The sequence below is a fragment of the Flavobacterium hibernum genome (assembly GCF_000832125.1).
GTDB lineage: Bacteria > Bacteroidota > Bacteroidia > Flavobacteriales > Flavobacteriaceae > Flavobacterium > Flavobacterium hibernum.
Genome location: NZ_JPRK01000002.1, coordinates 431,524 through 451,830 on the forward strand (window position 1 = coordinate 431,524; position 20,307 = coordinate 451,830).

Here is a 20,307-nt window from a genome sequence, read left to right on the forward strand (position 1 = left end):
TTTTTTATTTGCACTAAATGGTCTAAATTGTTTAAAAATATAAAGGAAAAAAAGTAATGAAAAAAGCAATCAAAATTAGCCCAATAAGTGCCGTTTTGCTGATGGTTTTTATGAATTGTAATGCACAGAAAAAAACATTCGTAGAGAAAGTTGTTTTGAAAAATACGACAGAATTACAACTGACAGAAATGGCAATTTCAATAAAAAGAAGTCAGTTTTCATTAAAGGAAAAAATAAATCAATATCCTGTTTTGATTTATAAAGCAGACACAATTCCAGCACAGGTAAATGATCTAAATGGAGACGGAAAATGGGATGAGCTTTTTTTTGTTGCAGATTTTTCTCCTAACGAAAAGAAAACTTTAGAATTAAAGTGGTCTCCAACCGATCCTAAGTATCCAATAAAAACAAGTGTAAGATTTGGAAAAAGAGAAGGGAAAAATCTGCCTGTACATCCAGCAACTGAAGAGGTTTTAATGGCGAATCAAGTACACAAAAAACTGGGATATCAAAAATATCAAACCGATGGGCCAACGTGGGAAAACGATAAAGTAGGTTTTAGACATTACCTGGACGGACGAAATTCTAAAGATGTTTTCGGAAAAAGAATTCCGGCAATTACCCCTGAAGATGTTGGTATTAATAGTAAAGGAGCTGTAGAAGACAATTATCATGTAATGTACGATTGGGGAAGAGATATTTTTCCGGTTGGAAACTCTGTTGGTTTAGGAGGTTATGCTTTGCTAATTAACAATGAAATAAATAGACTTGGAATTATTGCAAGTGACACTGTAAATAACATCGAAAAAACGACTTTTAAAATTGCGGCAGAGGGGCCAGTCAATTCTGTTTTAAATTATAATTATTTTAATTGGAGGGCTTGTGGAAATGAATATCAAGTACAAGAAACTACTTCGATCTGGCCTGGAATGTATGGTTTTAAGAACACCGTTGTAATAAACGGCATAAAAGGGAAAGAAACATTTTTGGTTGCACTTTCTAACTTAAACAACAAAAATCCACTAAAAGTAATTGAATCTGGCGATTGGGTTTGTCTAATTCAGCACGATTATTTAACCTATGAACGTCAATGGATTTTGGGAACTGCGATTTTAGTACCAAAGAATATTTATGAAGGTTATATCGAAGCTCCAAAGACCGGACAATTAACAGATTCTTATTTGGCAAAACTCTCAATAAAAAACAACAAAGAGATTTCTTATTATGCAATAGCAGGTTGGGAATTGAGTGCAGATAAAAACTTTAAAGACTCAGCATATTTTACCAATTATGTTACAGCTTTGGCAAAACAACTATCAGCAAAAATTAAAGTTGAAGTTGTAAAGTAGCTATTTAGATATAAAAATAAAAGAATTTTGAGAGGCAACACGGGTTTATGTGGGTAAATATTCCTCAATAAAACATGATTCTAAGGATGTAGTACTGAGAAAACTTAAGTTTTTTAAATATTTTTAAGAGAAAATCGTATTCTAGCGAAAAAAAGTTTTGATAGCTATAAAAATTACTTTTTCAGATATGTTTAAATTAAGTATTTGATTACTAGTTTGTTGTTTTGTTTTATTCAATTAAAAAAAATGCGAGTAAACTTAATGTAAAGGTGACGGCCAAAAAGCAGGGATAAATTTAACAGCAAATTAGTTGTAACTACCAAGCAAACTTTTATTTTTGCGCCTTAATTTAATACTTATAAGCATGAAAGATCTATTAGGAAAAATCCACGCCGAAATTGACACATTTAAAGCAGAGGCTGAATCATTAACTGAAAAAGGTGTTAAAGCTGCAGGAGCGAGAGCACGTAAATCTACTTTAGAAATTGAAAAACTTTTAAAAGAGTTTAGAAAAGTTTCTATCGAAGAATCAAAAAAATAATACTTTTATTTACAAAAAAAAGACCTCGTTTAATGAATTTTAAACGAGGTTTTTTTATAGATTTCTTTGTTTATTTTTTGTGTAACGAGAAATCAAAATAGTTTACAGAAAACATTTGTCCCTTAGATAGAATTTCGATCAATAAAATTAAACGGAACTTTTACTTGTCCTTTTTCTTTATTCAAAATCATTCTGGCAGCGGTTTCTCCCATCACATTAAAATCTGTAGACATAACTGTGATTCCTAATAATTCTTTAAGAGGGGTATCATTATAAGAGATCACACCAATATCTTTTCCTAAAACATATTCTTCATCACGAATTTGCTTCATTAAATTAACCAAGTCAGACTCTTCAATTGTAATAAACAAATCTCCTTTTTTAAGAATCATATCGTCATAAACCTCACTTAGAATTTCAAAATTAATTTCATGTTCCACACAAAACTTTCTAAATCCGTGCAGAATTCTTCTAGGATAAGGATAAACAGCTTTTTCAGGATAAACCAGAATTAATTTTTTGTATTTTGATATCTTGGCAATTCCTTCTTTTAAAGCATTGTAAATATCGTTTTCAAAATCCTGGTAAATTTTAATGATTTCACCGTCCATTCCCAGTTTGATATTATCCATTAGGACAAGTTTATCTTCGGGAATTTTTTGGATTGCTTTAGCTACTTCATCCGTAAAACTTAAATGTTTTAATTCATCAGTTTTAAAATGAGTTGTAATTACATAGTAATCGTATGCGCCTTCAAATTTGTCAAGTAAATTCAAAAAGAGTGTTTCGTCGCAATGATAAATATGAAGATCGGTATGTGCATTGGCGCCGAGTGTATTAATAAAAGAGCTGTATGTTTTCATTTTGTACGCACTCACCTTATTAATTAAAAATAAAATATTTACTTTCGATTCAAGCTTAGTTCTGGTAATATAATACCCTTTTCCTCTAATAGACGAAATGATTTTTCTTTCCTTTAATATATTGTAAGCTTTCTCTACCGTATCTCGGGACATATAAAATTCCTCGCTAAAGCTGTTAATTGATGGAATTTTTTGATTTATTTTTAAATTTCCATTAGCAATATTCTGTAAGATCGAGTCTACAATTTGTTTGTATTTAGGTACTCTAGAATCTTCGTCTATTTTGATAAGTTTAATCATGATTGTTTTTTGCAAATTATATCTGTTTAAATCTAATAGAGATATAATTCTAAATTACATTAAAAAAGATCGCTTAAAATCATACAAATATTCCAGTCAGGGTGGTATTCTTACAAAAACTTGCGAAATAGATAACGTAGGGTTCTTATTTTGTAAGATTTGTTAATTAGCTCCTAATTGCGGATATAATAATTGCGAAATCGATTGCTAAAATAGAAATTTTAAATTTATATTTCCAATATTATTGTGTTGTTCTTTGTAATAATATTCAGTTTTAACATAATTGCCAAATCCATAAAGGATAGTACAGGACAGTTTTGTTTTTTACATTCTATTATTTTACAAAACCAAACTAACTTACCAAACTAACCAAAAAACAAAAAGAATAAATGGAGTCATTATTAGGAATTATTTTTCATTCTATCGGAGGTTTTTCTTCAGGTAGTTTTTATATGCCTTTTAAAAAAGTTAAAGATTGGGCTTGGGAAAGCTATTGGATTGTTGGAGGTTTTTTCTCATGGTTAATAGTTCCGCCAATTGCTGCTTATTTAACGATTCCAAATTTTATTGAAATAATAGCTACAGCATCTCCAACTATAAAAGCTTTCACGTTTACAATGGGATTGATTTGGGGAGTAGGAGGACTAACATATGGTTTAGGAGTTCGTTATTTAGGAATGTCTTTAGGAAATTCTATTACCCTAGGTTTTTGCTCAGCTTTTGGAGCCTTAGTTCCTTCTGTTTATTACGATTTATATCCAACTGATGGAAAAATTTCATTTAGCGATATGCTCACCAGTTCAGGCGGACGTTTAGTTTTACTGGGTGTAGCCGTTTGTCTTGTTGGTATTGCCATATCTGGAAAAGCAGGAATGCTTAAAGAAAAAGATTTTGCAGTAGGTCATGAAGATAAAGACAAAGATTTTAATCTGGTAAAAGGTTTAATAATAGCGGTAATATCAGGTATTTTAAGTTCGTTTTTTAATTACGGAATCGAAGCTGGAAAACCAATGGCAGAAACGGCTGTAAACTACGGTTGTAATCCATTATTTCAAAACAACGTTACTTATATTGTTTTGATGTGGGGAGGTTTAACCACCAATTTTATCTGGTGTATGTACTTAAATTTTAAAAACAAAACATTCTCAGATTATACCAATAAAAAATCACCAATTGCTAAAAATATACTCTTTTCTGGTATTGCAGGAACCATGTGGTTTTTACAATTTTTCTTTTACGGAATGGGAGAAAGTAAATTAGGAAACGGAGCAAGTTCATGGATTTTGCACATGGCAACGATTATTCTAACAGCAAATTTATGGGGATTTTATTTGAAAGAGTGGTCAGGAGTTTCTAAAAAAACAATAACAACTTTTGGAGTTGGTATTGGATTAATTATGCTTTCGATAGTTTTAGTGGGAATAGGGAATTCATTATAAAATACAGGAAATAAATATTTAATAAGCATGTCGAATACAACAACAATGTCGAATATAAACACAAAAAATATGAATTTTAAGCACGTAAGCTACCTTTGGGATGACGCTAAGGCAGCAGCACTGGCAGGAGATGAAGTAGCGCTTTTCATTTATCGTTCTAACATACTTGGAGCCGATTTAAGACTTACTAATTACGGTGGTGGAAACACTTCGGTAAAAATTACAGACAAAGATCCATTGACAGGAGAAAGCTCTGAAGTAATGTGGATTAAAGGTTCTGGTGGTGACATTGGTACATTGACAAAATCTGGTTGTGCTGCTTTATATTTAGACAGACTTCGCAATCTTGAAAATGTTTACAGAGGTATTGAGTTTGAAGATGAAATGGTAGAATTGTTCAATCATTGTATTTTCGATTTAGCTTCAAAAGCACCTTCTATCGATACGCCTTTGCATGGTTTTTTACCATTTAAACATATAGATCATTTACATCCTGATGCGGCAATTGCAATCGCTGCTGCAAAAGATGGAGCAAAGATTACAGACGAATTATTCGACGGTGAAATTGGTTGGGTAGGATGGCAACGTCCTGGTTTTGACCTTGGGCTTCAATTAAGAAGCTGTTTAGAAGAAGCTGAGAAAAAAGGAAAAAAACTTCGCGGAATCATGTTAGGTTCACACGGATTATTTACATGGGGAGATACAGCTTATGAAAGTTATATCAACACATTGGAAGTAATTGAAAAATGTGCTGAATATTTAGAGAATAATTACGGAAAAAGACGCCCAGTTTTTGGAGGTAAAAAAATAGATAGTCTTCCAGAAGCAGATCGTAAATTAAAAGCTGCAAAAGTAGCACCAATATTAAGAGGCTTCTGTTCATCAGAACGTCAGATGATTGGACATTATACAGACGATGCAAGAGTTTTAGAGTTTATCAATTCTAATGATTTAGAAAAATTAGCTCCATTAGGAACATCTTGCCCGGATCACTTTTTGCGTACAAAAATTAGTCCTTTGGTTTTAACATTAGATCCAAACGAAGATTTATCAGATATTGAGGCCGTTAAGGCAAAATTAGCACCCGCTTTTGAAGCTTACCGTGCTATGTACAAAGAGTATTATAACGCTTGCAAAAAGTCAAATTCGCCTGCAATGCGTGACCCAAATCCAGTAGTGATTTTATATCCGGGAGTTGGTATGTTTACGTTTGCCAAAGATAAAACAATGGCACGTTTAGCGTCTGAATATTACATTAACGCAGTAAATGTGATGAAAGGAGCAGAGGCAGTTTCAGAATATACTTCTTTACCGCATCAAGAGGCTTTTGATATCGAATATTGGTTATTAGAAGAAGCAAAACTACAGCGCATGCCAAAACCAAAATCATTGTCAGGAAGAGTTGCTGTAATTACAGGTTCGGCTGGCGGAATTGGAAAAGCAATTGCTAAAAAGTTTGCTCAGGAAGGGGCTTGTGTCGTAATTAATGATATTAACGAAGAGCGTTTAGAGACTGCTACAGCAGAGTTTATTAAACTATTTGGTAAAGATGCAGTTTCAAGTACATTATTGAATGTAACAGACGAAAAGAGTACCGAAAAAGCATTAGATGAAGCTTGTTTAGCTTTTGGAGGTGCAGATATTATTGTAAATAATGCAGGAATCAGCATTTCAAAATCTATCGCAGAGCATACACTTGATGAGTGGGACAGATTATATGATATTTTGGTTAAAGGACAATTTATTGTTTCAAAAGCCGGAATAGAAGTAATGCGTAAACAAGGATTTGGTGGAGACATCGTAAATATTGTTTCTAAAAATGCTGTGGTTGCAGGACCAAACAATCCTGGATACGGTTCAGCAAAAGCTGCTCAGGCACATTTAACACGTTTAATGGCTGCTGAATTAGGAGCAGATAAAATTCGTGTAAACACAGTAAATCCAGATGCTGTAATCTCAGATTCTAATATTTGGTCTGGAGGTTGGGCAGAAGGTCGTGCAAAAGCATATGGTATTACGGTTGCCGAGTTACCGGCATATTATGCAAAACGCACGTTATTGAATGAAATCATATTGCCAGATGATATTGCAAACGCTTGTTATGCTTTTGTTGGAGGTTTACTAGGTAAATCAACAGGGAACGCATTAAATGTAGACGGTGGAGTATCAATGGGCTTTTATAGATAAAGTTGTTTAGGTTTTTTTAAGTTTGTTTAAAACAAAAGTGGTTTTTTGTGATCTAACGTTCGATATCATTTGAGCGTTAGATTTTTTTTAAATATAATAATGCCCATAAAACCTGTAAAATAGCATAAATATAATAAAGTTAAACAAGGAGTTCATTTATATAATTTATATATTGTAGACTCTATTAAAAGATAAAATAATATGTTAATCGGATCAAACAATATAGCATCTCATAACGAGGAATTAATAAAAAAACATCAGAATAAATTTGCTTTTACAATTTCGGAAATTGAAGGTACAGAAGCAATTATTAAAAAATTAATAGACTTTCAAATTGCAATTCCATCTTGGGCTTTAGGAACAGGAGGAACAAGATTTGGGCGTTTTGCCGGAGGAGGAGAACCACGTTCTATCGAAGAAAAGATTGAAGATGTTGGTTTGCTTCATGCTTTAAATAATGCTTCGGGAGCAATTTCATTACACATTCCGTGGGATATTCCACAAGATTACAAAGCTATCAAAACGCTTGCAGCACAGCACAATTTAAGATTTGATGCCATGAACTCCAATACCTTTCAAGATCAGGCAGGTCAGGAGAATTCGTATAAATTTGGATCGTTGCAAAATGTAAACAAAGCAGTTCGTAAACAAGCAATTGCACATAATATAGAAGTAATTCAGCACGGAATCGAATTAGGATCAGAATCACTAACTATTTGGTTGGCTGATGGATCTTCTTTTCCGGGACAATTAAACTTTAGAAAAGCTTATCAAAATACATTAGAAAGTTTAGAAGAAATCTATGATGCGTTACCTTCAAATTGGAAAATGTTTTTAGAATACAAATGTGCCGAACCTAACTTTTATTCCACTACAGTTGCAGATTGGGGACAATCGTATTCGTACGTTAAAAAACTAGGAGACAAAGCACAAACTTTAGTCGATTTAGGACACCACTTACCAAATGCTAATATAGAACAAATCGTTTCTTTATTATTAATGGAAGAAAAATTAGGAGGTTTTCATTTTAATGATTCAAAATATGGAGATGATGATTTAACTGCCGGAGCATTAAAACCATATCAATTATTCTTAATCTTTAATGAATTAGTTGAAGGAATGGACGCCAGAGGAATGAACCATGCAAAAGATTTAGGTTGGATGATCGATGCTTCACACAACATAAAAGATCCTTTAGAAGACTTATTACAATCTGTAGAAGCTATTATGATTGCTTATGCTCAAGCATTATTGGTCGATAGAAAAGCACTAGAAATTGCACAACAAGAAAATGACGTAGTAAAAGCACAGGAAATCCTTCAAGATGCTTTCCGTACAGATGTTCGTGCATTAGTTGCTGAGGCTCGTTTACGTTCAGGTGCGGCATTAAATCCAGTTGAATTGTATCGTAGTCTTGCCGTTAGAAAAAATCTAATAGGAGAAAGAGGTTTAAAAACGATGGCTACAGGATTATAATTATAAATTATTAATTGTTAATTATAAATTATGGGTTAATGCCAATGTTATTTATATGTTGGTTGTTTTAAAGAAAGACTTAGCAAAAAACATAATTCTGTAATCTATAATTAACAATTGAAAATTAACAATTTACAATTAAAAAAAATGAACGTAGTTGCAATTTTTGACATTGGTAAAACCAACAAAAAAGTATTTTTATTTGATGAAAATTATAAAATAGTTTGGGAAAAATCAGTAAATCTTGAAGAAACCGCTGATGAAGACGGTTTTCCTTGTGAAGATATTGAGTTGTTAAAAAACTGGATATTTGAAGGATTAGCCGAAATTAAAACGCTGAACAACTATGTTCTTAAAGCTATAAATTTTAGTACATACGGAGCTAGTTTTGTTTACATTGACGAAAACGGAAAAATTTTGACTCCTCTATATAATTATCTAAAAGATTATCCGGAGGATTTAATAGATGCATTCTATAAAAAGTATAAAGGCAAAGAAAAATTTGCAGCAAAAACAGCTTCTCCGGTTTTAGGAAGCCTGAATTCAGGTATGCAAATTTACAGGTTGAAAGAAGAAAAACCCCTGTTATTTGAAAACATCAAATACTGTTTGCACTTGCCACAATACCTGAGTTATCTTTTGACAAACGAAGCTTATTCAGACATTACAAGTATTGGGTGTCATACCAATCTTTGGAATTTCAAAAAGATGAAGTACCATAAATGGGTCAAAAACGAAGATATCATAAGTAAAATTCCGCCACTACATTACGGAAAAGATATCATCAAAAAAGACAATGAAGTTGCAATAGGAGCAGGTTTACACGATAGTTCATCTGCAATTATTCCGTACACCATAAATTTTACAGAACCCTTTGTTTTATTATCAACAGGAACATGGAGTATTTCTTTAAATCCATTCAATAATAAACAATTAACGTTTGAAGAATTGCAAAACGACTGTTTGTGTTACATGCAATACACAGAAAAACCCGTAAAAGCAGCTCGCTTATTTTCGGGTAACGAACATGAAGTACAAACCAAAAGATTAGCAGAATATTTTAAAGTTCCAGTCGATTCATATAAAGATATTTATTTTGATAAAAAGATAATATCAAATCTACGAGCTTTAAATTTTCAGATTCTATATCCAAAGAAATATGACTTTGATATTTTAAAAGAATGTCCATTTCAAAAAAGAGACCTATCGACATTTAATAGTTACGAAGTTGCCTATCATCAATTGATGTTGGACTTAGTCGAACAACAAGTTTTTTCGACTAATTTAGTAATTCATAACAGTCCAGTAAAGAAGATTTTTGTCGACGGAGGATTTAGCAAAAATTCAATATTCATGAATTTATTAGCAGAAGCCTTTCCTGACATAGAAGTTTATGCTGCATCAATGGCTCAGGCAAGTGCATTAGGCGCTGCACTAGCGATTCATCATAACTGGAATCCAAAACCAATTCAGAACGATTTAATTGATTTGAAATTTTACAAGCACTAAATAAAATTAAAAATTAAAAATTAAAAAAAAAATAAAAATTTGCTCAATCTGTCAGATCTGCGAGAGAATAATCGCCACAGATTAAACGATTAAAAATATTTTTTATGTAATTTAAAGTTGTGACAGTTTGGTTATCCTTCAATATTGTCATTCCGAGAAACGAGGGATCACAATAGTAACTCGACAAAGCTTGGTGATATGAGACTGTATCATTTAAATCTGCGTGAAAAGAATAATAATACATTAATATGAAAATCGGATTATTTATACCGTGTTATGTCGACCAGTTTTACCCAAAAGTTGGCATTGCAACCTATGAACTTTTACAGAAACTAGGTTGTGAAGTTCATTTTCCAATGGGACAAACCTGTTGCGGACAACCCATGGCAAATAGCGGATATCAATATTTAACCAAGGGTTGCGATGCTAATTTTATAGCCAATTTTGCAGGATTCGATTATATTGTTTGCCCATCCGGAAGTTGTGTTTTACATGTAAAAGAACATTTGCATGACGAGAAACAAGAAGAAGTAGCAGCTGAAATGCGAAAGAAAGTATTTGAACTCACAGAGTTTATTACTGATATTCTAAAAGTAGATTCCATCGACGGAAATTTTCCGTACAGAGTAGGGATGCACGTAAGCTGTCACGGTCAACGCGGATTAAAGCTTTCGCAAATGACAGAACTCAACGCGCCATTCTTCTCTAAACCCGAACAATTATTACATAATATAAAAGGTTTAGATTTAGTTTCCTTATCCAGAAAAGATGAATGTTGTGGTTTTGGAGGAACATTTTGCGTGACCGAAGAAGCTGTTTCAGTAAAAATGGGTCAAGACCGAATAAAAGATCATGAAAACCATCAAGTTGATTATATTACAGGTGGAGATATGTCTTGTTTGATGCATTTAGAAGGAATTCTAAAAAGACAAAAAAGCCCAATAAAAACCATTCATATCGCCGAAATATTAAATTCGTTGGAAAACTAAGTGATTTTAAAATTAAACTTAATTTTCTTTTTACCATTAAGAGATTAAGTAATTTAAGCCAAAGCTTTATGATCTTAATGTCTTAATGGTGAAATAAATAAGAAAAGATGTCTTCAGAAAAAACAATTGAACATAGCGAAGCCGCCGCACGTTTTAACAAAGATGTAGAACGAGTAAACTGGCACGATGAAACACTCTGGTTTGTTCGTGAAAAACGCGATAAATCAGCACATCAAATTCTCGATTGGGAATTGCTTCGTGAAACTGCTTCAAAAATCAAAAATAACGTATTGTCTAACATTCATGATTATTTATTAGAATTTGAAGCCAACGCACAAAAAAACGGGATAATTGTACATTGGGCAGCCGATGCAAAAGGACATAACGAAATTGTGCATTCGATCATGGCAAAACATGATGTAAAGCAAATGGTGAAATCAAAATCAATGCTTACAGAAGAATGCCATTTAAACGATTATTTAGCCGAAAAGGGTATCGAAGTTATCGATTCAGATTTAGGAGAATATATTGTTCAACTTCGTAAAGAGCCACCAAGTCATATTGTTCTACCCGCTATTCACCTTAAAAAAGAAGATGTAAGTGAAACTTTTCATGAGCATTTAGGTACTGAAAAAGGAAATATAGACCCTCAATATTTAACAGAATCCGCACGTTTAAGTTTAAGAGATACCTTCTTAACTCGAAAAGTAGCTTTAACCGGAGTTAACTTCGCGATTGCAGAAACTGGCGAAATTGTGGTTTGTACCAACGAAGGAAATGCAGATATGGGCGCACATTTAGCCGATGTACATATCGCTTGTATGGGATTTGAAAAACTCATTCCTCAGCGCAAACATTTAGGTGTTTTCCTGAGATTATTAGCAAGAAGTGCAACAGGACAGCCAATTACTACTTTTTCGAGTCATTTTAAGAAACCAAGAGACGGAAAAGAAATTCATATCGTTATTGTCGATAACGGAAGAAGTACACAATTAGGAAGAGAAGATTTTAGAAACTCTCTAAAATGTATTCGTTGTGGAGCTTGTATGAACACTTGTCCCGTATACAGACGTAGTGGAGGACATAGTTATCATAATGCCGTTGCAGGGCCAATAGGGTCTATTCTAGCTCCTAATTTAGACATGAGTAAAAATGCCGATTTACCTTTTGCAAGTACACTTTGTGGTTCTTGTACAAATGTTTGTCCAGTAAAAATTGATATACACGACCAATTGTACAAATGGCGTCAGGTTTTGGTAAAAGAGGGACACACGCCAACAGTTAAAACTATTGCAATGAAAACAATGTCGACAGTTTTAGCGAATCCAACAATTTTTAATATTGCAGGAAAATCAGGGCGTTTTGTTATGAAAAATATTCCTGGATTGGTCAATAATAAAATGAACAAATGGTACGATCAACGCGAAATGCCCGACGTTCCAGAGGAATCTTTTAGAGAATGGTACAAGAAAAATTCAAGAGAAGCAAAAGCAAAAGACAATGAGTAGTAAAGAGGATATTTTAAAAAAAATAAAGCAAAATCAACCTGCTCTAATGACCGAATTGCCTGATCTAAATCTTTTAAGTTCAGATAATCCTGATGTGTTTGTAACCTATAAAACGGTTTTAAAAAACATTGGCGGAGATCCTGTAGAAGTGGCTAATTATGATGAAATCATCCATTATATAAAATCAAATTATAATCTGAAGAAACGTATCATAACAACAATTCCAGAGCTTTCTGAGATTGGATCTTTAGATTGGACAAACGATGATCCGCATTCGCTTCAGGATGTAGAGTTAAACATTCTAAAAGCGCATTTTGGTGTTGCCGAAAATAGTGCACTTTGGGTAACAGATGATGTGTTAGGACAACGCGTTTCACCTTTTATCGCGCAATATTTAGCCATTATAGTACACAAAAAAGATATTATAGCGACGATGCATCAGGCGTATGAAAGAATTGGAAATCAGGAATACGGTTTTGGGACTTTTATTGCCGGACCGTCTAAAACAGCTGATATTGAACAATCGTTAGTTTTAGGAGCCCACGGTGCAAGAGGATTAATTGTTTTTTTACTGGATTAATTCATAATTTAAGAATACAGTAATCATATTTTAATACCGAAGATAAAAATATAATTCTATTTAGATTTTAAATAAAACCCCTTAAACAACTTATGTTTAAGGGGTTTTTATTTAGTCACTTTTAGATTTATAGTGCAAAATATATTTTATTCAGTTTGATCGTCTGTAGTTGCTTCAGGAGCATTTTTTTTTACGGATTCAATTCCGTTTTCTCTAGCCGAAACACTTTCGTACATTTCGCTTGAGCCAATGATTTGACCATTTCCAGCCTTTAAATTAAAATAAGGTTTTCCGTTTTTGGCTTCTTTTCTGTCAAAACGACCATCATCTTGTGAATTTGTTTTTACAGATTCGATTCCGTTTGTGCAGGCAGCTTTTGTAGTATACCCTTCACTTGTTAAAATAGTTTGTCCATTACCGGCTTTTAAATTAAATTGGAATTCGCCATTGGTTCTTTTAGTAATTACAAATTTTCCCATGTAGTTTTATTTAAGTTAAATACAATTTATTTTGCTTCAGATAAAAATACAAAACTTCATCCTATAAATCATACAATTATTTTAAATAATAATTGATTTATCATTAAAATAGAAAAATGGGAATTAACTTGTAAAGCGTTATATAGTACAGGAATATTCTTATATTTATATTCTAAAACTATAAAGTCATGAAAAAAGTACTATTGGTGTTGATTGCTGCCTGTTTACTGTCTTGTAATTCAAAAAAGAAAGAAGAAACAACTCAGACTCCTTCAGAAGAAATAATGGATGTTGAGAGTACTGATAGCATTTTAGGAAAAGTAGTTGTGTACGAAGGTTTATTGCCATGTGCAAATTGTGAAGGAATCAAAACAGTATTAAAAATTTATCAGGGCGATGGTACAATCGAAAGCCATAAATTTGAGTTGACAAGTGTTTATAAAGGTAAATCTGAGAAGAAGTTTATAGAGAAAGGTAGTTATAATACAGAAAGAGGACTTGGAAATGACCCCGACGGAACAATTTATGTTTTGAATTTTGAAACACCAAATTCGGCACAAACTTTTTACGGTTACTATTCTGCTAGTCCGGATAAAGTTTTTTTACTCAATAACAAACGAGAAAAAATCAAATCAAAATTAGATTATTCTTTGACATTGAATGAGTAAGAAAAATCTATTTTAATATAAAAAAGAGCTTGAGTCTGTTTAAAAGATTTTAGCTCTTTTGTTTTATAGATTATTTTCAAGTTAAAAGTTATAATGTTTTTTAACCAATAAAAATGACATTTTTTCATATTTAACTAAGGGTTAGGTGGTTGTATTCTGAAAAAATGACAGTTTTTATGCTTTGGTATTTATTTTGTATAGAGTAGATCAGAAAAAGTAATTTAATGTATAACTATTAAAAAGTAGAAATTATGTTAAGTATCAGAAAAAATGAAAACCGTTCACAATCATTTCCAAGATTATTTGACGATTTTTTAAATCGAGAGCTTTTTAACTGGGAAAACAGTAACTTTTCTTCTACAAGCACAACCGTGCCTTCAATAAATATTAAAGAAACAGACAAAAATTTCGAAGTTGAAGTTGCTGCTCCGGGACTTGATAAAAAAGACTTTAATGTTACGCTTGATGATAATTTACTAACAATCTCCTGCACCAAATCAACTTCAAAAGAAGATAAAGGAGAAAACGACACCTACACTCGTCGTGAGTTTAGTTATCAATCGTTCCAAAGAAGTTTTGAATTACCAAAAAATGTTGCAGATGAAAACAATATAAATGCTCACTACGAAAATGGATTATTGCGTTTGAGCATCCCTAAAAAAGAAGAGACAAAACAAAAAGAACCAAAATTAATTGAAATTAAATAATTCTTTTCAATTTAATTTTTAATGGTTGAAATCTGCTCTATTGATTAAAAAAAGAAGCCGTTTCAAATTGTTTTGAAACGGCTTTTTTGTTTTTTTACAGAAACTATTATTTGATAGTTATAGGCAATTCAACAGTTGTTTTATCCCAACCAATAACCAAATTTGTTACAGCACCTTGAGTTGTAAAAGCAATTGACAAAGCTTCAATAACAGTTGATACCGGTTTTACAGGAACTGAAACCCTTACAATATCTTTACTTTCGTCGTATGCATAAGAACCCCAAAGATCAATTTCTTTATTGATAATAATTGTCCATTTATCTTTTTCAGGAATGGCAAATAAACTATAAGTTCCAGCTGCAATATTTTTATCACCAATGGTTACAGGTTTGTAAAATTTGATTTCAGTGTTTTCGTTTGCACCAACACGCCATACTTCTCCAAACTTAATTAATTCTCCAAAAATAGCACGTCCTTTTGCAGAAGGTCTAGCGTAAATAACCTTGATAGAAGGCGAAGGATTATCAGTTTTTTTGAATTTCACAGCTTTATTTGGAAAATAAGCAATGTCAACAGGACTTGCGTCAAGCGGAGCAAATTTTACCACTTCCTGTGCTTGAACTGTAAATGCAGCAAACAAAGTAACTGCTAGTAAACTTAATTTTTTCATAGGATTACAATTTTTAGAATTACTACAAAGTAAGTTAATAGTCCATAAAAATCATATCATTACACTTAGTTTTTTGTTAATGAATTGGTAATGATTATTATGTTTAACTTAAAATGAACAGAAAACTAAATTATTTTAAAGCGACTTCTTAATACCCATTTCAAGTCCTCTTAATTCGGCTAAACCGCGCAAACGACCAATTGCTGAATATCCTGGATTTGTTTTTTTATTCAAATCGTCCAACATTTGATGTCCATGATCCGGACGCATTGGCAATTGGCTATTATTTCTTTTTTCAACTTCAATAATAGCTTTTACAACCTCGTACATATCAACATCGCCTTCTAGATGGTTTGCTTCGTAAAAACTTCCCTCAGCATCCCTTTCAGTACTTCTAAGGTGAATAAAGTTCATTTTATCACCGTGACGTCTTACAATTCCTGGTAAATCATTATCTGCTCTTACACCGTATGAACCCGTACACATCGTAAATCCGTTCGATTTAGAAGGAGCAGCATTCATAAGTTCCATTAAATCTTCCTCCGTACTTACAACCCTCGGCAATCCTAGAATCGGGTAGGGAGGATCGTCCGGATGAATAGCCATCAAAACACCTTTACTCTCTGCAACCGGAATAATCTCTTTTAAAAAGAAAAATAGATTTTCTTTCAAAGCTTTTCTGTCAATATGATTGTAACCGCTTAAAGTAATTAAAAAGTCCTCAACAGAATAAGCTTCTTCGGCTCCGGGAAGTCCGGCCAGAATATTCTGTTGCAATTTTACTTTGTCAGCATCAGTCATAGCCTCAAAGTAATTTGTCGCTTTTTCAATCTGTTCTATCGAATATTCATTTTCCGCTCCCGGTCTTTTTAAAATAAACAATTCAAAAGCAGCAAAAGCATTAATGTCAAAACGTAAAGCCTTTGAACCGTCGGCTGTTGTAAAAGCCAAATCAGTTCGTGACCAGTCTAAAACCGGCATAAAATTGTAACAAATGCATTTAATACCGCACAAAGCTAAATTTCGAATACTTTCCTTATAATTTTCAATGTATTGAAGATAATTTCCCGTTTGTTTCTTAATATCTTCGTGAACTGGAATGCTTTCAACAACTGACCAGGTTAAGCCGGAAGATCCTTTTTTTGGATCGCCATTTTCATGTTCAATTTCAACTTTTCGTTTAATAATTTCTTCAATCTCCCAAACTTTTCCGTTTGGAATATGGTGTAATGCTGTAACAATTCCGGTAGCTCCCGTTTGTTTTATATCTTGTAAAGAAACTGGGTCGTTTGGCCCGAACCATCTTAACGTTTGTTCCATTTTTGATTTATTTTATAGGTAATTATTTAAATACTTGTAGCCGCAAAACCTCCGTCAACTTTTAGGATAGTTCCCGTTACAAATTTAGACATGTCGCTGCATAAAAATAAAAGCGCCCCATCGATATCTTCAGGCGTTCCAAATCTTCCCATTGGCGTATGCTCAATAATTTTTTCTCCCCTTGGTGTTAAATTTCCTTCCGGAGTTAGCAATAAGGCACGGTTTTGTTCTCCAATAAAAAATCCTGGCGAAATAGCGTTTACACGAATACCTTCGCCATATTTCGATGCCAGTTCAACCGCCATCCATTGTGTAAAATTATCAATTGCTGCTTTTGAAGCAGAATATCCAACAACTCGCGTTAAAGGTCTTTGTGCCGATGCTGATGAAATATTAATAATGTTTCCCTCTTTTTGTTTCGCAAAAAGCTCCGAAAATACTTGAGAAGGCAACATCGTTCCAATAATATTTAAATCAACAACTTTTTGCAAATCATCAGTTTTCATATCATAAATCGCCTGATCTGGTTGAATTGTAGCGCCCGGCATATTTCCGCCCGCTGCGTTGATTAAGATATCAAGACGACCATACTTTTCTACAATAAAATCTCTGGCTTTTTCTAACTCTTCTTTGTTTAAAACATTTGCCTGAATCGCAAAAGCCTTTCCGCCGTTGCTTTCGATTATTGATACAGTTTTATTGGCTTTTTCGATCGATTGAGAAACGATTCCGGTAATCACGCCTTGTTTTGCCAAAACGTTTGCAAAATTGCTTCCTAATACGCCTGCACCGCCTGTAATTAATGCAATTTTTCCTTTTAGATTAAATATTGAATCCATTTTAAATTTTATGATTTTTGGCAGTTTTTTTTCCCGTAGAAATATGATTGTGAATGTTCAAAAACACATTTCTACTTGTAAAATAGTATTGTGTTAATTAGTGATTTATTTTCTGATGGTTTTAATGATTTCAAGCATTTTCTTTGTTTCATGCTCGATAACCTCATAATCTTGCTCATCCATGCGTTTTTTGCTAATCAGTTTACTTCCTAATCCAACTGCAGATGCACCGGCAGTAAACCAGCTTTGTATGCTTGCGTGCGTTGTTTCGACTCCGCCTGTAGTCATGAAAACCAATGATGGAAAAATGTCTTTAATACTACTAAGAAAATCAGGACCAAGAATATTACCTGGAAATAGTTTTACGAATTTTATTCCCGTATTTTCGGCGGCAATAATTTCTGTAGGAGTCATACAGCCGGGAGCATATAAAACATTCTTGCTTTTTAAAAATTCCGCAGCTTCAGGAACAAATCCCGGGCTAATAAAAAAGTCAGCTTCGGCGGCGTAGAAATCTTGAGCTTGTTCGATATTTTTTATAGTTCCAATGCCCAGTAACATTTCGGGCATTTCAGTATTTCTAACCGCAACCATTTTCTTGAAGTTTGCTATAGCTTCAGCACCTCTATTGGTATATTCTACAGCTCTGATCCCCGCTTTATATAGCGATCTCAGGACATCGATACTAACAGTTTCACTTGTTGCAAAATATAAAGGAAGAATTCCTTGCTGAGCAATAACATCAATAGTGTTTTGAATCGTTTTCATACTTTAGATTTTTACTTTAATAACAATTTTTTTAAGTATTCCATCGCCAATCATTGCTGCATGAACATCTTCGGGAAACAAAATAGCAAACTGCTTTTCCTGCAATTCAAAAAACATATCAGGTTTATCATGAAAAAATCGAACATCTCTTTCGTCGCTATAATCTCCATTTGGGCTAATGCATTTTTCTCTTGGTTTCCACGCAAAAGTTTCCGGTCCTTTTATAGAAATCTGAATGTCGATATTTTTATCATGACATTCAAAACCTTTAATACTTTCTTCTTTTGTTGCTCCCTCGCCAACAATTACGATTACTTTTAATCCTTCGGCAATTTCAAAAGCACCTTCTTCAAGTTTACTAATATCATTTTGCTGAACATATTCAAATGCTTTTTTGAAGTTAGGATGAAGGCTGAAATATTTTGCAGCGTTTTGTAATGAATCTACAATCATTTTATTTGGTTTTATGTTTTTATTTTATGTTGTTTTTTAGTTCTTAAAAGTCAGTTTTTAAACTTGTAAAATAGATGCTTTTATGATAATTTATAAACGAATAAATTTGTTTATAAATGTTGAAGCATTACTTTTTGTTATAAGTGTTAAAATACTGGTTTTTAATTATTAATAGTCATTATGTCAGTGTTATTTAATGAAAATAATTTTTTCGCTTTTACAACCGCTTTTAAGGCATTGTTTAACCTTTTAAAACATAAACTATAAGTTTATATAACGACATCAAATAATTTGATAAATAACTATTTAATCAGTATTTATAAATAAATTGTTGTCGACGTTTTTTATTATAAATCTATAATATTGCCTTTAAGAGCTAAAAACGTAATAAATTATCGCATTAAATTATGATTTTTTTCAACACATGTGTATATTTGCGTGTACGCACACGGGCTTTTACAAATGTATATAAAAAGTTAGGTAAAACAACTTATATTTAGTAAAAAATATTATAATTTATTATTGTTAATCAAGTCATTTTAACTTAAAAATCATCATTATTATAACGATTAAAAAAATTGCCGAATTAGCAAACGTTTCACCGGGAACAGTTGATCGAATTATCCATAATCGTGGGCAGGTTGCTCAGGAAAATGTAGATAAAGTCAATGCAATAATTGAAGAATACGGTTATAAACGAAATATTTTGGCAAGCAATCTTGCTTTGAACAAAAAGTTTCATTTTGCCGTTTTCTTGCCACAATATGAAAATCTGGAATACTGGAAAAGTCAAGTCGCAGGAATCGAAAAAGCAGCAGTCGAGTTTAGTAAATTCGGAATTGTTTTAGATTATTTCTTTTATGATTTCAATATCAGTTCTTTTAAAGAAGCAGTAAAAAAAGTATTAGAATTTGAGTGTGACGGTTTATTATTTGCACCTATTTTTTACCAAGAGTCAGTTCAGTTTTTAAACGAATACAAAAAAACAAATATTCCGGTTGTAATGATAGATTCCAATATCGATTCAGGAACTGAAAATGCGTATGTTGGGCAAGATGCTTTTCAGAGCGGATATTTAGCAGGACGACTTATTAGTTTTGCAGTAAAAAACGAAAGACAAGTATTGATTTTTAAAATAACCAGAGAAATCGAAAGTACATCTGTGTATTTACAACGCATCAACGGATTTTACTCGTTTTTTAGAGATCATGAAGATCTGCAAAATTTTAAATTTTCAGAAGTTACAATCAAAGATTCAGGAATAGATCAATTGAATTTGGAGATGTTTTCTGGTATTAACAGTGTTTTTGTGCCTAATTCCAGAGCCTATATTGTCGCTCAATTTTTAGAACAAAACAATATAAAAGGTGTTCGAATAATTGGTTATGATTTGCTAAAACAAAATATCGAGTATATGAATAAAGGCGTAATTGATTTTCTAATCAATCAACGACCAGAAGAACAAGGTTATATGGGCGTTAATTACTTATATCGAAAATTAGTTTTAAGAGAAACGGTTGAAAACACACATTATATTCCGTTAGAAATTATTCTGAAAGAGAATTATTTTCCTGCCAGAAAGAGTTAGTATTTGCCTAAAGATTAAATAGATTTTTTTTAGTTCCGAATAAACCCGACAGGTTTTAAAAACCTGTCGGGTTT

General features: G+C 32.6%; 19 protein-coding genes. 12 read left to right on the forward strand and 7 right to left on the reverse strand.

Going from position 1 to position 20,307, the window contains the following annotated elements; genetic code table 11:
• Positions 1-56: 56 nt before the first annotated feature.
• Positions 57-1,349, forward strand: a complete 1,293-nt coding sequence (locus IW18_RS01860) for a DUF4861 domain-containing protein (protein ID WP_041515856.1) — start codon at positions 57-59, stop codon at positions 1,347-1,349.
• Between the two features lie 364 nt (positions 1,350-1,713).
• Complete coding sequence (locus IW18_RS01865; protein WP_041515857.1) at positions 1,714-1,890, forward strand: histone H1; 177 nt, start codon at positions 1,714-1,716, stop codon at positions 1,888-1,890.
• Positions 1,891-2,012: 122 nt separating this feature from the next.
• Here the strand turns inward: IW18_RS01865 and IW18_RS01870 are convergent, their stop codons facing one another.
• The gene (locus IW18_RS01870) at positions 2,013-3,053 is read right to left on the reverse strand and encodes a GntR family transcriptional regulator (RefSeq protein ID WP_041515858.1); all 1,041 of its coding nucleotides are present in this window, start codon (positions 3,051-3,053) and stop codon (positions 2,013-2,015) included.
• 389 nt (positions 3,054-3,442) lie between these two features.
• Here IW18_RS01870 and rhaT point away from each other — a divergent pair, with 389 nt between their 5' ends.
• From rhaT to IW18_RS01905, 7 genes are all read left to right on the forward strand, one after another.
• The gene (rhaT, locus tag IW18_RS01875; RefSeq protein WP_041515859.1) at positions 3,443-4,492 is read left to right on the forward strand and encodes an L-rhamnose/proton symporter RhaT; all 1,050 of its coding nucleotides are present in this window, start codon (positions 3,443-3,445) and stop codon (positions 4,490-4,492) included.
• A gap of 45 nt (positions 4,493-4,537) precedes the next feature.
• Positions 4,538-6,679 (forward strand): bifunctional aldolase/short-chain dehydrogenase, encoded by a 2,142-nt coding sequence (locus IW18_RS01880; RefSeq protein WP_084607901.1) that lies wholly within the window; start codon positions 4,538-4,540, stop codon positions 6,677-6,679.
• 201 nt (positions 6,680-6,880) lie between these two features.
• Positions 6,881-8,155, forward strand: a complete 1,275-nt coding sequence (locus tag IW18_RS01885) for a TIM barrel protein (RefSeq protein ID WP_041515860.1) — start codon at positions 6,881-6,883, stop codon at positions 8,153-8,155.
• 147 nt (positions 8,156-8,302) lie between these two features.
• Entirely contained in the window at positions 8,303-9,664 is a 1,362-nt protein-coding gene (locus IW18_RS01890; RefSeq protein WP_041515861.1) for an FGGY-family carbohydrate kinase, read from the forward strand.
• A gap of 248 nt (positions 9,665-9,912) precedes the next feature.
• Complete coding sequence (locus IW18_RS01895; protein ID WP_041515862.1) at positions 9,913-10,653, forward strand: (Fe-S)-binding protein; 741 nt, start codon at positions 9,913-9,915, stop codon at positions 10,651-10,653.
• 107 nt (positions 10,654-10,760) lie between these two features.
• On the forward strand, positions 10,761-12,161 hold the full coding sequence (locus IW18_RS01900; protein ID WP_041515863.1) for a lactate utilization protein B: 1,401 nt from the start codon (positions 10,761-10,763) through the stop codon (positions 12,159-12,161).
• Positions 12,154-12,741 carry a LutC/YkgG family protein gene (locus tag IW18_RS01905; RefSeq protein ID WP_041515864.1) on the forward strand — a complete coding sequence of 196 codons (588 nt, stop codon included), beginning with the start codon at positions 12,154-12,156 and terminating at the stop codon, positions 12,739-12,741. The genes IW18_RS01900 and IW18_RS01905 overlap by 8 nt, the downstream gene beginning before the upstream one ends.
• Before the next feature lie 146 nt (positions 12,742-12,887).
• On the opposite strand, the gene IW18_RS01910 is transcribed toward IW18_RS01905, so the two are convergent.
• Entirely contained in the window at positions 12,888-13,220 is a 333-nt protein-coding gene (locus IW18_RS01910) for a YegP family protein (protein WP_041515865.1), read from the reverse strand.
• 188 nt (positions 13,221-13,408) lie between these two features.
• Between IW18_RS01910 and IW18_RS01915 the strand changes: the two genes are divergently transcribed.
• Both IW18_RS01915 and IW18_RS01920 read left to right on the forward strand, forming a co-directional pair.
• Positions 13,409-13,888, forward strand: a complete 480-nt coding sequence (locus tag IW18_RS01915) for a copper resistance protein NlpE (RefSeq protein ID WP_041515866.1) — start codon at positions 13,409-13,411, stop codon at positions 13,886-13,888.
• 251 nt (positions 13,889-14,139) lie between these two features.
• A complete protein-coding gene (locus IW18_RS01920) occupies positions 14,140-14,595 on the forward strand; it encodes an Hsp20/alpha crystallin family protein (RefSeq protein ID WP_041515867.1) in 456 nt (151 codons plus the stop codon).
• Between the two features lie 106 nt (positions 14,596-14,701).
• Here the strand turns inward: IW18_RS01920 and IW18_RS01925 are convergent, their stop codons facing one another.
• The 5 genes from IW18_RS01925 to IW18_RS01945 form a co-directional block, all read right to left on the reverse strand.
• A complete protein-coding gene (locus tag IW18_RS01925) occupies positions 14,702-15,265 on the reverse strand; it encodes a DUF2911 domain-containing protein (RefSeq protein WP_041515868.1) in 564 nt (187 codons plus the stop codon).
• 135 nt (positions 15,266-15,400) lie between these two features.
• Positions 15,401-16,585 (reverse strand): mannonate dehydratase, encoded by a 1,185-nt coding sequence (uxuA, locus tag IW18_RS01930; protein WP_041515869.1) that lies wholly within the window; start codon positions 16,583-16,585, stop codon positions 15,401-15,403.
• Positions 16,586-16,611: 26 nt separating this feature from the next.
• Positions 16,612-17,424: an SDR family oxidoreductase gene (locus IW18_RS01935; protein ID WP_041515870.1), complete on the reverse strand. Its 813-nt coding sequence runs from the start codon at positions 17,422-17,424 to the stop codon at positions 16,612-16,614.
• Between the two features lie 105 nt (positions 17,425-17,529).
• On the reverse strand, positions 17,530-18,192 hold the full coding sequence (locus IW18_RS01940) for a bifunctional 4-hydroxy-2-oxoglutarate aldolase/2-dehydro-3-deoxy-phosphogluconate aldolase (RefSeq protein WP_041515871.1): 663 nt from the start codon (positions 18,190-18,192) through the stop codon (positions 17,530-17,532).
• A gap of 3 nt (positions 18,193-18,195) precedes the next feature.
• Entirely contained in the window at positions 18,196-18,645 is a 450-nt protein-coding gene (locus IW18_RS01945) for a YhcH/YjgK/YiaL family protein (RefSeq protein ID WP_041515872.1), read from the reverse strand.
• 577 nt (positions 18,646-19,222) lie between these two features.
• Between IW18_RS01945 and IW18_RS01950 the strand changes: the two genes are divergently transcribed.
• Entirely contained in the window at positions 19,223-20,233 is a 1,011-nt protein-coding gene (locus IW18_RS01950; RefSeq protein ID WP_084607899.1) for a LacI family DNA-binding transcriptional regulator, read from the forward strand.
• Positions 20,234-20,307 lie beyond the last annotated feature (74 nt).